This window comes from Ensifer sp. CCNWLY38, assembly GCF_037120565.1.
Classification (GTDB): Bacteria; Pseudomonadota; Alphaproteobacteria; order Rhizobiales; family Rhizobiaceae; genus Ensifer; species Ensifer adhaerens_H.
The window spans coordinates 77,551-90,521 of record NZ_JBBBBO010000017.1; the positions used below are offsets into that span (position 1 = coordinate 77,551).

Annotated in this window: 13 protein-coding genes; 4 read left to right on the forward strand and 9 right to left on the reverse strand. The window is 61.5% G+C overall.

What is annotated here, in order from left to right; genetic code table 11:
• Positions 1-26: 26 nt before the first annotated feature.
• Genes V7S54_RS29475 through V7S54_RS29485 form a run of 3 tightly spaced genes read right to left on the reverse strand, consistent with a single transcriptional unit; the run spans position 27 to position 2,991 of the window.
• Complete coding sequence (locus V7S54_RS29475) at positions 27-1,544, reverse strand: tripartite tricarboxylate transporter permease (protein ID WP_065372932.1); 1,518 nt, start codon at positions 1,542-1,544, stop codon at positions 27-29.
• 14 nt (positions 1,545-1,558) lie between these two features.
• Positions 1,559-2,050: a tripartite tricarboxylate transporter TctB family protein gene (locus V7S54_RS29480; protein WP_065372931.1), complete on the reverse strand. Its 492-nt coding sequence runs from the start codon at positions 2,048-2,050 to the stop codon at positions 1,559-1,561.
• Positions 2,047-2,991: a Bug family tripartite tricarboxylate transporter substrate binding protein gene (locus V7S54_RS29485; protein WP_336409561.1), complete on the reverse strand. Its 945-nt coding sequence runs from the start codon at positions 2,989-2,991 to the stop codon at positions 2,047-2,049. The genes V7S54_RS29480 and V7S54_RS29485 overlap by 4 nt, the downstream gene beginning before the upstream one ends.
• A gap of 551 nt (positions 2,992-3,542) precedes the next feature.
• On the opposite strand from V7S54_RS29485, the gene V7S54_RS29490 reads away from it, so the two are divergent.
• Positions 3,543-3,986: a DUF1801 domain-containing protein gene (locus tag V7S54_RS29490; RefSeq protein WP_336409595.1), complete on the forward strand. Its 444-nt coding sequence runs from the start codon at positions 3,543-3,545 to the stop codon at positions 3,984-3,986.
• A gap of 69 nt (positions 3,987-4,055) precedes the next feature.
• Complete coding sequence (locus V7S54_RS29495) at positions 4,056-4,505, forward strand: DUF1801 domain-containing protein (RefSeq protein ID WP_336409562.1); 450 nt, start codon at positions 4,056-4,058, stop codon at positions 4,503-4,505.
• Between the two features lie 43 nt (positions 4,506-4,548).
• Here the strand turns inward: V7S54_RS29495 and V7S54_RS29500 are convergent, their stop codons facing one another.
• Positions 4,549-5,616, reverse strand: a complete 1,068-nt coding sequence (locus tag V7S54_RS29500) for an ABC transporter substrate-binding protein (protein WP_065372927.1) — start codon at positions 5,614-5,616, stop codon at positions 4,549-4,551.
• A gap of 77 nt (positions 5,617-5,693) precedes the next feature.
• On the opposite strand from V7S54_RS29500, the gene V7S54_RS29505 reads away from it, so the two are divergent.
• Both V7S54_RS29505 and V7S54_RS29510 read left to right on the forward strand, forming a co-directional pair.
• Positions 5,694-6,371, forward strand: a complete 678-nt coding sequence (locus tag V7S54_RS29505) for a response regulator (RefSeq protein ID WP_057251404.1) — start codon at positions 5,694-5,696, stop codon at positions 6,369-6,371.
• Positions 6,368-7,747: a sensor histidine kinase gene (locus V7S54_RS29510; RefSeq protein WP_336409563.1), complete on the forward strand. Its 1,380-nt coding sequence runs from the start codon at positions 6,368-6,370 to the stop codon at positions 7,745-7,747. Before V7S54_RS29505 ends, V7S54_RS29510 begins: the two co-directional genes overlap by 4 nt.
• Positions 7,748-7,872: 125 nt before the next feature.
• Here V7S54_RS29510 and V7S54_RS29515 read toward each other — a convergent pair whose 3' ends face one another.
• From V7S54_RS29515 to V7S54_RS29535, 5 genes are all read right to left on the reverse strand, one after another.
• Positions 7,873-7,995, reverse strand: a complete 123-nt coding sequence (locus V7S54_RS29515) for a hypothetical protein (RefSeq protein WP_255571421.1) — start codon at positions 7,993-7,995, stop codon at positions 7,873-7,875.
• 213 nt (positions 7,996-8,208) lie between these two features.
• Positions 8,209-9,234, reverse strand: coding sequence for an ABC transporter permease (locus V7S54_RS29520; RefSeq protein WP_058323899.1), 1,026 nt, complete (start codon positions 9,232-9,234; stop codon positions 8,209-8,211).
• A gap of 34 nt (positions 9,235-9,268) precedes the next feature.
• Positions 9,269-10,810 carry a sugar ABC transporter ATP-binding protein gene (locus tag V7S54_RS29525; protein ID WP_336409564.1) on the reverse strand — a complete coding sequence of 514 codons (1,542 nt, stop codon included), beginning with the start codon at positions 10,808-10,810 and terminating at the stop codon, positions 9,269-9,271.
• Positions 10,811-10,976: 166 nt separating this feature from the next.
• Positions 10,977-11,906, reverse strand: coding sequence for a sugar ABC transporter substrate-binding protein (locus V7S54_RS29530; RefSeq protein ID WP_065372923.1), 930 nt, complete (start codon positions 11,904-11,906; stop codon positions 10,977-10,979).
• A 233-nt stretch (positions 11,907-12,139) separates the two neighbouring features.
• Positions 12,140-12,952, reverse strand: coding sequence for a TIM barrel protein (locus V7S54_RS29535; RefSeq protein ID WP_336409565.1), 813 nt, complete (start codon positions 12,950-12,952; stop codon positions 12,140-12,142).
• Between the last annotated feature and the right edge of the window lie 19 nt (positions 12,953-12,971).

Consider the following 12,971-nt stretch of genomic DNA (forward strand, 5'->3'; position numbering starts at 1 on the left):
CGGATAGGCCTTGGGAGGAGGCGCTATTAGTCTTCGTTCGCCGCAAGCTGCGAAAGGACTTCACCACGACCACGTGCCCGCAGGATCAGGGGTACGATCAGGGCTGCTGCCGCAATGATTAGGAGCACGGCCGCGATCGGCGAGGTGAACAGCACGCTGTAGTCACCCTGGCTGATGGCGAGCGCCCGGCGAAGCTGCTGTTCGGCCAGCGGACCGAGGATCAGGCCAACGACGACGGGGGCGATCGGATAACCGAAGACACGCATGGCGTAGCCGAGCAGGCCGAAAGCGAGCAGCATGCCGAGTTCGTAGACCGACGGGTTGGCACCGATGGTGCCGAGGGTCGCAAACAACAGGATGCCGGCATAGAGCCACGGCTTCGGGATCGTCAACAGCTTCACCCAGAGACCGATCAGCGGCAGGTTCAGGACCAGCAACATGAAGTTGGCGATGAGCAGGCTGGCGATCAGACCCCAGACGAGCTGCGGATTGGTCGCAAACAGCAGGGGGCCCGGCTGCAAACCATATTGCTGGAAGCCGGCGAGCATGATTGCAGCGGTTGCTGTTGTCGGCAGGCCGAGCGTCAACAGCGGAACGAGCGTACCGGCGGCCGACGCGTTATTGGCGGCCTCGGGACCGGCAACACCTTCGATTGCGCCATTGCCGAACTCTTCCGGATGCTTCGTCAGACGCTTTTCTGCTGCATAGGACAGGAAGGTGCCGATCTCGGCGCCGCCAGCCGGCATGGCGCCGATCGGGAAGCCGATGAAGGTGCCACGCAGCCAGGGTTTCCAGGAGCGTGCCCAGTCGGTGGCACTCATCCAGACCGAGCCGCGCACGGCCTCGACCTTGTCCGGCCCCTTGTCGCCCTGGGCGGCGATGAACAGCGTTTCGCCGATGGCGAACATGGCAACGGCGAGCGTCGTCACTTCGATGCCGTCAAGCAGTTCGGGGACGCCGAAGGAGAGGCGTGTCTGGCCGCTCAGCTGGTCGATGCCAACGACGGCGAGGGCGAGGCCGACAAACAGCGACGTCAGGCCGCGAAGGGTGGAATCGCCGAAGGCCGAAGAGACGGTGACGAACGCCAGCACCATCAGCGCGAAGTACTCACGCGGACCAAAGACCAGGGCCAACTTGACGATATAGGGCGCGATGAAAGCGAGGCCGAGTGTGGCGATGAGGCCGGCGACGAATGAGCCGATCGCAGCTGTCGCCAGCGCCGGGCCGCCGCGTCCGGCGCGGGCCATCTTGTTGCCCTCGAGCGCGGTCACGATCGACGCGCTTTCGCCGGGCGTGTTCAAGAGGATCGACGTGGTCGAGCCGCCATACATGCCGCCATAGTAGATGCCGGCGAACATGATCAGCGAACCGCCGGGATCGAGCCGATAAGTGACGGGCAGGAGGAGAGCCACGGTCAGCGCGGGCCCGATGCCGGGCAGAACGCCGACGGCCGTTCCGAGCGTGACGCCGATCAGCGCATAGAGCAGGTTCATCGGCTGGGCAGCAACCAGCAATCCCTGCAGCAGGAAATCAAAAGTAGCCATGGTCGTCGGCCCTCTTAAAAGAACAGGCGTTCAAGCGGCCCCGCGGGCAGCGACAGTTGCAGGAGCTTGGCGAAAATCACCCAGACGACGAAACAGAGCACGATGCCGACGGGGAGAGAAAACCAAAGCTTGCGTTTGCCGAAACCGCGTGCGGTCAGCGCGAACAGAATGCCGGTGGCGATCGAAAAGCCCGCGACGTTCAGCAGGAGCATCTGGGCAGCAAGGCCGCCAACGATCCAGATGACCGGAGCAACCTCCTGGCGTTCACGCTCCGGAAAATCGCCGCGAAACGCTTCGAAGCCCGTCCAGATAGCGAGAGCCAGAAGACAGCAGGCGATCGCATAGGGGACCGTCGTCGGTCCGACCTGGGAGTAGCCGGCAGCGCCTGCCAGGCGCGACACATCCCAAAAAATGAGGCCAGCGATAGTGGCGAGAACCACCGCGATGAAGAGCGCCGCCCGATCCGGGCGACGCGTTGCGGTTGAAGGGTGATGCCCCTTGGTCATTTCACCAGTCCAATGTCCTTGAGAACACCTTCGGTTGCCGCAACGTCCTTGTCGAGCTGGGCGTTGAAGGCATCACCGGCGAGATAGCTGTCCTGCCAACCCTTGGTCTTCAGAACTTCCTGCCAGCCTGCGGACTTCGCAAGCTTTTCGATATCGGCCGAGACGGCAGCCTTCTGCTCGTCCGAAAGGCCCGGGGCAGCTGCGACCATGCGCCAGTTTTCGACGACGACGTCGAGACCCGATTCCTTGAGTGTCGGAGCGTCCACGCCCGCAATGCGCTCGGCGCTCGATACGGCGAGCAGGCGAAGCGTGCCGGCCTTGACCTGCGACTCGAACTCGCCATAGCCGGAAATACCGGCCGTTACCTGGCTGCCGAGAATGGCTGCGAGGGCCTCGCCACCGCCCGAGTAAGCAATGTAGTTGATCTTGGTCGGGTCGACGCCCGCAGCCTTGGCAATCAGGCCAACAGCGATGTGGTCGGTACCACCGGCCGAGCCGCCAGCCCAGGACACCGCACCCGGGTCCTTCTTCAGGGCTGCGACAAGGTCAGCCATCGTCTTGATCTCCGAAGCAGCCGGAACGACGATCGCTTCATACTCGCCGGTGAGGCGTGCAATCGGCGTGACGTCCTTGAGCGTGACCGGGGACTTGTTGGTTAGGATCGCGCCGACCATGACATAGCCGCCGACGATCAGGGCGTTCGGGTTGCCCTTCTGCTGGCTTGCGAACTGCGCGAGGCCGATGGTGCCGCCGGCACCCGGAACGTTCTGAACTTGAACGTTGCCGGAGATGCCTTCCTGCTGCATGACGGTCTGCAGCGAGCGTGCCGTCTGGTCCCAGCCACCGCCCGGGTTTGCCGGCGCGATGATGGTGTAATCAGCGGCGAAGGCCGGCAGCGACATGGCGCCGGCGAGAACCGTTGCGAGGAAAAAGTGTTTCAAGGTCAGTCCTCCGTGAGGCGCGTTTTCACCGCGCACGTTGTTGCTCAGTGCGAACGGGAAGACGGCGACGGGTTCTTTCGACCCTTGTCGCTTGACCGGATTGGTGGCTTTCTCCCAGTGCGCAACCGGCGACCCGCCTCCACGGGTGCCAGTGACCCTAAGGCAACATAGAAAGCTGACATTTAGCTGACATCAAGCCCCGAATGCGCTTTTCGGTGCGTGACGTTTACGAAATCTTAGATTCTTGGCCGCGCCAACGAGGGAGATAGGCTCTGTCAGCCTCGGTGGCCGAGTTCGGCGAGGTTGATCCACCGGGAAATGGGCGAATCGAAACCTCGGAGCCGAGGTGCCGGTTCCACGTATGATGGCAGCGATATCGCGAGGACGGCAAGCTGTGGTAGTGTCGCGCCGGCCACCCCGAAGACCTGTTCGCCCCGAGACCTGTTCGAAAGGACGGAGCAATGACCAAGACAGCCAACTCCAAGATCGCCAATGTGACATCGAAGCGACCAACAAAGTATGACGCCACGCGGACGCGAGTGTCAGCCAAAATGGAAGGCGAAAAAGAGGTGAAGGGACAGGCGGTTGCAGATCAGCCGAAATTGCTTTCAGGCGGTAATCCCCAGATCGCTAAGGGCTATGGCGATGCGCCGGTGCAGGCCTATATCGCCGCCATGCCGGGCTGGAAGAGCGCCGTTGGGCGCCATTTCGACAACCTCATCATGCGCGCCGTCCCGAACGCACAAAAGGCCGTGAAGTGGAATTCGCCGCTTTATGGCATCGAGGGCGACGGATGGTTCCTCGGCGTTCACTGCTTTGCGAAATACATCAAGGTCGCGTTCTTCAATGGCGCGGCCCTCAGCCCGCCGCCACCTGTCGAATCCAAGATGGCAAATGCGCGCTATTTCCATATCCACGAAAAAGACGAGATAGATGAGGCACAATTCAGCGATTGGGTAAAACAAGCGAGCCAATTGCCCGGCGAACGTATGTGAGCGGAATGTCAGTGACGTCGTGCAGAGCGCACCCCGCGTGATGTGTGATACCTGCGTGGAGATGATCGGATGAAGAAAGCAACCGGAAAGATGACGAAGACTGATGCGGTGGAGGGAGAAGCGCCTGCCTCCGAACGGATCGATGCCAGGATAGCTGAACTGGGCGACTGGCGGGGAGAAATGCTTGGGCGGGTTAGGAAGCTCATCAAGGAGGTCGATCCCGAGGTCGTCGAGGAATGGAAATGGAGAGGCGTTCCGGTTTGGGAACATGCGGGGATCATCTGTACCGGCGAGACCTACAAGGCGGTGGTGAAGATGACCTTCGCCAAGGGCGCATCACTGGAAGATCCCTCGGGTCTCTTCAATTCAAGCCTCGACGGCAATACCCGGCGGGCGATCGATATCCACGAGGGCCAAGAGATCGACGAGGACGCTTTGAAGGCCCTCATTCGCGCTGCCGTGGATCTGAACCTGTCGGTACAAGCCGAACGTAGCGGCCGCTCCAGGAAGAAAGCCTGACGTTCCCATTCAGGGCGCCGCCGAATTGGCGCGCGCCTTGATTTCAGTGGAGCCGCAGGACTTCGTTCCATTTGGCGATCAGACGCGAGCGCTTTACCTGGTCGAGATAGACCATCAGTCCGGGGCTAACGGGAACCGGGCGCAATTGAGCGCCGAGCATTTCCTGCATGGTGTTTGCGGTATTTTCTCCGGCGACCTCTGGGCTGACGGCGGCGATCTGCAGTTCGCGCGCCATGATCGTCTGTCCTTCCTTGGACATGAAGAATTCGAGATAGCGGCGTCCGAGGTCCGGAGAGGCCGAGGCCTGGGGAACGAGGCCAATTCGCGACATCACCACAGTGTAGTCCTTCGGCAGCACGATCCCGACATCCGGATGCCGCGCTGCCCAGTCCGCCGCGTAGGAGCCAAGGATATTATAGCCGAGCACGAACCGCCCGTCGGCAACACGCTCGAGGATGGCCTCGCTGGTGGAATAGAGCTTGACGCCAGCGGCACCCATGGCCTGGATCACATCCCAGATATCGCCGAACTGCTCCTGGTCACGTGCCATGAAGAGGAAGCCGACGCCGGAGCGCTCGATGTCGTAGGTTCCGATGCGGCCGAAGACGTTGGCGCCCTGGCGCTTGAGGTAGTCGACGAATTCGGCACGTGTGGACGGCGGCTTTTCCGTCGTAAAACTCGGTTTGTGATACACAAAGACGGCCGGCTCGAAGGTGAGCGCATAGGCCGTGTTGCGCCAGTTTGCCCAGGCGGGCCAGCGGTCGCTCATCGGCAGGTCACTGCGCTGGGCATACCCATCGTTGCTGAGCTTGACTTGCAGGTCCATGGCGGAAGAAAAGGCGAAGTCCGCCGTCTTCATGCCGGCATCCGTCTCCTTGATGATACGGTCGTAGATCTCGCCGGTCAGCATGTCTTCGTAGCGCACAGTGACATCCGGATTGGCCCTCTGGAAGCCGATGATCATCGGCCTGGCGAGAGGCTCATCAAGCGAGGAATAAACCACCAGCGTGCGCGCATCGGCGTTGCCGGAAAGGGCTGGAAATATGATCGGCGCCGCAAGGAGCAGTCGGGGGCAAAGGGCAAAAAAAAGAAGAGAAATCAAGAACCGCATGAATCCACAATGCCTCACTGTGTGACCGTTCACAAGCAAGGCGTCGGCGGATAAGGTGGTTCGGGGAGTGACGATAATTGCGCATCTTGCTTGTTGAGGACAACCAGGACCTGGCCGAGGGCCTGTCTGCCATTTTGCGTGGCAGTGGCTATGCCGTCGACGTTGTCAGTGATGGTGCCTCGGCGCATGCGGTTGCGGCAACTGAAACCTTCGATCTGGTCATCCTCGATCTCAACCTGCCGGAGATGGACGGGCTCGACGTTTTGCGGGCGATGCGCGCCCGGCAGAACCGCGCGGCGGTGCTGATCCTCACGGCGCGAGGCGCGCCCGAGGAGCGGATCAAGGGTCTCGATCTCGGCGCTGACGATTACATGATCAAGCCGTTCGACGTTGGCGAACTCGAAGCGCGGGTGCGCGTGTTGCTGCGCCGGCAGGCGGGGCTCAGGGCCTCAACCGTGAGCTATGGCAATGTTTCGCTCGATCTCAATACGCGCAGCTTCTCCTCAGGCGGTGTGCCGATCGAGATCCCCGCGCGCGAACTCGGGCTTCTCGAACTCCTGTTCATGCGCGCCGGCAAGGTGGTTGCCAAGGACGCGATCATGCAGTCGCTGACCGGCTTCGACGATGATTTGAGCTCCAACGCGATCGAGCAATATGTCAGTCGGTTGCGCAAGCGGCTGGCGCCGCATGGCCTCACAGTTCGCACGGCCCGCGGCATCGGCTACTACCTCGACAAGATGGCCGGGCCGGAATGAAGGCGACAGTCTACTCCCTCCGCCGGCGCCTGCTTGGCTGGCTGCTGATCTCGACGGTCGTCATCGGCGTCATTGCGCTCATGGACACCTACCGTGAGGCTGTGACGACCGCCAACGTTGTCTCCGACCGCGTGCTCGCGGGCTCGGCGTTGGCGATCGCGGAACGCGTGGTCGTCGCGGAGGATGGCTCGCTCGAGGTCGATATTCCCTATGTTGCCCTGGAGATGTTGACCTCTGCGGCGCAGGACCGCGTTTTCTACAGGGTCGACGGGCCGCCGGGCCAGTTCATCACGGGTTACCAGACGCTGCCGTCGCTTGCGGAGGAGCCGGGGACATCCACGACCTTTGCGGATTCGACTTTCCGCGGCGAGCCGATCCGCATAGCAGCCCTTCGCCGTTCTGCCTCGACGGGGATCAATTCGGTACCCTTTGTCGTGACCGTTGCCGAAACGACGATCGCGCGGCGGCAACTTGCGCAGACCATCCTCTTCCGCTCGGCTTTGCGTCTCAGCATGATGATCGCCGGCGCCGCAGTTATCGTCTGGATCGCCGTCACGTTTTCACTGCGCCCGCTCTACCGGCTCGGAGATGCGATTTCGGAGCGCAATCCGGATGACCTGCACCCGATCGGCGAACGGGTACCAAACGAAGTCCAGGGGCTCGTCGACACCGTCAATTCCTTCATGGGACGCCTGCAGTCGGCACTCGATGCTCTGCGCAATTTCACCGGCAACGCCAGCCATCAGCTCCGTACACCGCTCGCCATCATCCGGACACAGCTCGCGCTGGCGCAGCGCGCAGGGTCGATCGAGGAAACGCATGGCGCAGTGAAAAAGGCCGACGAGGCGGTCGCCAATGCCGAACGCATTCTAGGGCAATTGCTGCTGATGGCGAAAATCGACGCGGCCGGGAAGAACGAGGCGCGGATGCTGGGGCGCGTCGATCTCGTCGATCTCGTGCGCGAGATCACGGCAGAACATGTACCCGCGGCAGGAGAGGCCGATATTGATCTTGGTTTCGACGGCGACGGCGAAGCCTTCATTCGCGCCGAACCGCTGCTTGTGGCTGAGATGCTGAAGAACCTGATCGGCAACGCGCTGCTTTATGCCGGCCGGGGTGCAGAGGTGACAACGCGCGTGCTCGCCGAAGGCGGTTCGGTGTCGCTCGAGGTGGAGGATAACGGGCCGGGAATTCGGCCCGAACTGCGCGAATCCGTGCTCCGCCGCTTCGAGCGCGGAGGCAGCGAAGCGCCGGGCTCGGGGCTTGGTCTGCCGATCGTCGAGGAGATTGCCGAACTCTACGGCGCGACGACCCGTCTCAGCGAGGGGGCCGATGGCCGGGGCCTCAAGGTGACCATCCTCTTTCCAGCGGGCTAGTCACAGATCGGCTCTGTCGGGCCGGCTCTGTCCGGCGCCGCGATTGCGGGCCGGATGAGCAAAAACCATCTGCAGGCCGTCAGGTCGACACGCCCAAAATGGTTGCGGCATTTTCGATTGTTTGCTTAGCGGCCGCGGTGGCCGAAGAGGGAAGCTGTCTCGCGGGTCTGTACCCGCAGCATCGCGTTCCAAAGCTGTAGAACGAAACGCGGCTGAAACTGGCTCGCAAGCTTGCGCTGCGACAACATGATAAGTCTCCGATAGTTTTGGACGCCTGCCGTATAGTGCATTGGCGGGGATTTTGCCAGAGCGCTCGCGCCGGGGCAGCTGTGCGCGCCAAGCATATGTGGAAAACGGCATAAGGCGGACGAAATACCTGTCGGCGAAAAAGAAAATGCCGGGATGATTTTCATCATCCCGGCCAGTTGGCTTCACTGGGAGGAGAAGTCTTCTTTGGAGGATTAGGCTTTCTTGCGGTTCTTCTGTCGGTAGACGTCGATCACCACGGCCGCGACGATAATCAGGCCCTTGACGATTTCCTGGTAGTAAGCGTCGACGCGAAGGAAGGTGAAGCCCGAGGTCATCACGCCAAGGATGATCGTGCCGATCACCGTGCCGGTGATGCGGCCGACGCCGCCGGTGAGCGAGGTGCCGCCGATGACGGTCGCGGCGATCGCATCCAGTTCGTACATGACACCCATGCCGGCCTGTGCGGTCTGGGCGCGGGCAGCGGTGACGACGCCGGCGAGGCCCGCCAGCATGCCGGCAATGGCATAGACCTTGATGAGGTGCGCTTCGACATTGATACCCGAGACGCGTGCTGCCTGGACGTTGGCGCCGATCGCATAGGTGAACTTGCCATAGCGGGTGTAGCGCAGCGCAATGTGGAAGATGATCGCGACGACGAGGAAGACGATCACGGGCCAGATGCCGGTGCCGATGAAGTTGAACTGTTCGGTGAGGCCGGAGACCGGCTGGCCCTTGGTGTACCACTTGGAGATACCGCGTGCCGACACCATCATGCCGAGCGTGGCGATGAACGGCGGGATCTTCGTGCGGGCGATGAGCTGGCCGTTGATGAAGCCGGCAAGAAGGCCGATACCAATGCCAAGTCCGATCGGAACGATCGCCGGCATGTCGGTCAGCGATGGATAGAGCGCGCGGGGCCAGGTGGAGGCCTGGGCAACGCTTGCGGAGATCATCGCCGTCATGCCGACGACGGAGCCGGAGGAAAGATCGATACCGCCGGTGATGATGACCTGGGTCACTCCGACGGCGATGATGCCGATCACCGAAACCTGCAGGATCATGATCGTCAGGCGCTGCGGGTTCATCAGGAAGCTCTGGCCGACGAAGATCCAGCCCAGCACCTCATAAACCAGCGCAATGCCGATCAATACGAGGAAGATGTTGAATTCGGGGGGCAGGCGGCGCTTTGCGCCGGTAAGCGGTGTGCTCGCGCCCTGTGCGGCGACATTGGTATCCATATTCATTCCTCCCTTTCGTCGGGTCGCTTCCCGCTCAGCTCGCGGCGAGCTCCATGACCTTGATCTGGGTTGCTTCCGCCCTGTCGAGGAAGCCGGTAACACGGCCCTCGTGCATGACCATGATGCGGTCGCTCATGCCGAGCACCTCTGGCATTTCCGAAGAAATCATGATGACGGCGACACCATTGCGTGCGAGTTCGGTGACGAGGCGGTGGATTTCCGCCTTGGCGCCAACATCGATGCCGCGCGTCGGCTCGTCGAGGATCAGGATGCGCGGATTGGTGAGCAGCCAGCGGCCGATCAGCACTTTCTGCTGGTTGCCGCCGGAGAGGTTCTCGATGCGCTCCTGCAGGTTTGGCGTCTTGACGCGCAGCTTGCGGCTCATCTCTTCGCAGGCGGCAGTAATCTGCTTTTCGGTGACGAAGCCGCCCTTGACGAAGCGATCCTGGAGCACGGCAATCTGCATGTTCTCGAGGATGTCGAGGATCAGAAGACAGCCGGTGTCCTTGCGGTCCTCGGTCAGGAACGCCATGCGGTGCCTGATTGCAGTGTTAGGGCTATTGATTGAAAGGGTTTTTCCGTCGATCGAAATCGTGCCGGAACTTGCCGGCGTCACGCCGAAGAGCGTCTCGGCGACGTTCGAGCGGCCGGAGCCGACGAGGCCGGCAATGCCGAGGATTTCGCCGGCGCGAACATCGAAGGAGACTTCGCGAAAGACGCCGTCGAGCGCGAGGTTCTTCACCGAAAGCACGACGTCGCCGATCGGCACTTCTTCCTTCGGGAACATCTGGGTGATTTCGCGGCCGACCATCATGCGGATGATGTCATCTCGGGTGACGTCGCTCGAGGCATGGGTGCCGATAAATTTGCCGTCACGAAACACCGAGAACTCATCGGCGATTTCGAAGAGCTCGTTCATCTTGTGGGTGATGTAGACGATGCCGATCCCTTGTTCGCGCAGATCGCGGATGATCTCGAACAGGTGCGCGACCTCGCGCTCGGTCAGCGCCGACGTCGGTTCGTCCATGATCAGCACGTCGGATTCATAGGAGACCGCCTTGGCGATCTCGACCATCTGCCTGTTCGCAACGGAGAGATGGCGGACCTCGATTTCCGGATCGATCTTGATCTTCAGGCGATCGAACAGCCGGGCGGTGATGCGGTTCATCTCGCCGTGGTCGACGAAGCCGAAGCGGTTCTTCGGTTCACGGCGGATCCAGATGTTTTCCGCCACCGTCATGAATGGCATCAGGTTCAGTTCCTGATGGATCATCGCGATGCCGTTTTCGAGCGCGTCGAGCGGCGATTTCAGTCTGATGTCGACGCCCTTCAACCTGACTTCGCCCTTGTCGGGTGTATAGATGCCGGCGAGGATCTTCATCAGCGTCGACTTGCCGGCGCCGTTTTCACCCATAAGCGCATGGACTGTGCCGCGCTTCAGCTTGAACTCGACGTCGTCAAGGGCGACGACGCCCGGGAATTCCTTGCGGATGCCTTCTGCCGAAAGAAGATATTCGGCCTTCGGCACGGCGCCGCTGGCGCGCACGGCTGCCATCGTTGTCGGACTGAGCGTCATTTCCTTGCCTCCCCCGTCGTTTCCGGCTGTTGCGGAAAGTCCTCGTCGCTGGCGGGTGACCAGCCCAATTAATCGCAGGTCGCATCCAAAAGGACGCAGACATCCGCAGCGGGACTTGCATATTTGAGCGGGAGCGCAGGTGATCCTGCGCTCCCGCCGCAGGCGATCAGTTCTTGGCCTGATACTTGTCGAGGTTTTCCTTGGTCACCAGCTCGAAGGGAATGTAAACCTTCTTGTCGACGGCTTCGCCCTTGGCGAGCTTCAGTGCGGCATCGACCGAGCCCTGGCCCTGGCCGGCTGCGTTCTGGAACACGGTTACGTCGAGGTCGCCCGCAGCCATTGCGGCGAGCGCGTCCTGCGTCGCGTCGATGCCGCCGACGACGACCGAGTCCATCGAGCGGCCGGCGGCCTTCAGCGCCTGGATGGCGCCGATCGCCATTTCGTCGTTGTTCGAAATGACGGCATCGAATTCAACGCCGGCCGAGAGCCAGTTCGTCAGAAGGTCCGACCCTTGCGTACGCGACCAGTTGGCCGTCTGCTCCTCGACGATCTCGATACCCTTGCACTGGTCGGTCGCGAGCACGTCGTGAATGTCCTTCGTGCGCATACGGGCGGCCTGGTTGGACAGTTCGCCCATCATGACGACGGCCTTGCCCTTGCCGCCAAGCATCTTGCAGATTTCCTGCGTCTGCAGCGTGCCGGATTCCTGCTCGTTTGATGCGACGAAAGCCTGCTTTTCCGGCAGGGTGTCGACGTTGACCGGCTCGCGGTTGACGTAGACGAGCGCAACGCCGGCGTCTGCTGCAATCTTCGACATGGCTGCCGTCGCATCGGTATCGACCGGGTTGACGATGATGGCGGTCACGCCGGCTGCGATGAAGTTCTGGATCTGGCTCTGCTGCTTCGAGACGTCGTTCTGCGCGTCTTCGATCTGCAGTTCGACGCCGTCGAGCGTCTTGGCGTAATCGGACATGCCGTTGCGCAAGACCGTTAGGAAGTTGTCATCGAAAAGGGCCATCGACACGCCGATGGTCTCGGCATGCGCAGCCGTCGACATCATCACGGCCAGCGCTGTACCCAGCACGAATTTCTTCATTGTCTCTCTCCTCCACAATGGTGCCCGGCGACACCTTCTCCTGCCGGGAGCGCAATCCTTGCCGGATTGCGCTCATTCACATTGAAAGCGCCACTCCCGTTACGCCTTCAGATAAAACGGAATAAACGAACCAGTAAATCGTGATTACGGAATATGTATTCCATTTTATGGGAGCGCCGTCAAGACCTGTTGCGGCGCCCCGCATCGTTTTCCCTGAGCCAGGCCGCGGCGGATCAGATCCGGGTTTGAATGTGGTCCACACTCTGCCTGATCGCAGCCGCCGGATCTGCGACCGCGTGAACTTCGGCGGCAAAGGGTTCGAAGGAAAGCGGCCCTGCATAGCCCTCGGCACGCAGGCGCCGGATCTGGCCGACATTGTCGAGAAGGTCGTCCTGATCGACCAAAACGCGATGCGAGTCGCGCAGATCGGAAACGGCGACCCGACGGTCGGTTACGCCGGAAATATGCACGAGCCCGGTCATCTCAGGATAGGTTGCGGGTTCGCCGGCGAGGTGGTGATGGAACGTATCGTGCACCAGTCGGAAGGTACTTTCTCCTCCGACCGCCTTGATCCCCTCGACAGCCTCCGTCTTCGAGCGCAGAGAGCAGATTTCGAAGCCCAGCGGCTCGACAAAGCCGACAATTCCGGCCGATTCGAGCATCGGTTTCAGCGCGGCAAGCGCTTCACGAAGGTTTGCCTGGCGCTCGCCGTCCGCCTGGCCGGAGCCGTCGTTGACGGGCACGAGCACGAGGGCCTTGGCACCGCAATCGCGGGCATAGGCTATCAGCTCTCCGGCTTCTTTCTGACGATCCGAATTCCACTCGTTGAAGCGCTGCAACGCGTTGATCGAGGTAATCGTAATGCCATTGCGACTGGCGAGCGCTGCTACGTCCTTTGCGGGCGTGCCGTCGATGATGGCATTGCCGGAAAGGTCGTTGCGGATCTCGACGGAGAAGATCCCGAGGGATTTGGCAAGTTCGAAGAAGGCGCCGAGCGGAAGGTCGGGCGTCGTCATATGATTGAGGGCGAAGGGCAGGGTTGTCACGGGAATGTCTCCTCCAGTG

What these genes read in the sequence shown, in the direction of transcription:
- V7S54_RS29475 (WP_065372932.1), bottom strand. Translation starts at nt 1,544, where the DNA reads ATGGCTACTTTTGATTTCCTGCTGCAGGGATTGCTGGTTGCTGCCCAG.
- V7S54_RS29480 (WP_065372931.1), bottom strand. Translation starts at nt 2,050, where the DNA reads ATGACCAAGGGGCATCACCCTTCAACCGCAACGCGTCGCCCGGATCGG.
- V7S54_RS29490 (WP_336409595.1), top strand. Translation starts at nt 3,543, where the DNA reads ATGGAAGGCGAAAAAGAGGTGAAGGGACAGGCGGTTGCAGATCAGCCG.
- V7S54_RS29495 (WP_336409562.1), top strand. Translation starts at nt 4,056, where the DNA reads ATGAAGAAAGCAACCGGAAAGATGACGAAGACTGATGCGGTGGAGGGA.
- V7S54_RS29500 (WP_065372927.1), bottom strand. Translation starts at nt 5,616, where the DNA reads ATGCGGTTCTTGATTTCTCTTCTTTTTTTTGCCCTTTGCCCCCGACTG.
- V7S54_RS29510 (WP_336409563.1), top strand. Translation starts at nt 6,368, where the DNA reads ATGAAGGCGACAGTCTACTCCCTCCGCCGGCGCCTGCTTGGCTGGCTG.
- V7S54_RS29515 (WP_255571421.1), bottom strand. Translation starts at nt 7,995, where the DNA reads ATGTTGTCGCAGCGCAAGCTTGCGAGCCAGTTTCAGCCGCGTTTCGTT.
- V7S54_RS29520 (WP_058323899.1), bottom strand. Translation starts at nt 9,234, where the DNA reads ATGGATACCAATGTCGCCGCACAGGGCGCGAGCACACCGCTTACCGGC.
- V7S54_RS29525 (WP_336409564.1), bottom strand. Translation starts at nt 10,810, where the DNA reads ATGACGCTCAGTCCGACAACGATGGCAGCCGTGCGCGCCAGCGGCGCC.
- V7S54_RS29530 (WP_065372923.1), bottom strand. Translation starts at nt 11,906, where the DNA reads ATGAAGAAATTCGTGCTGGGTACAGCGCTGGCCGTGATGATGTCGACG.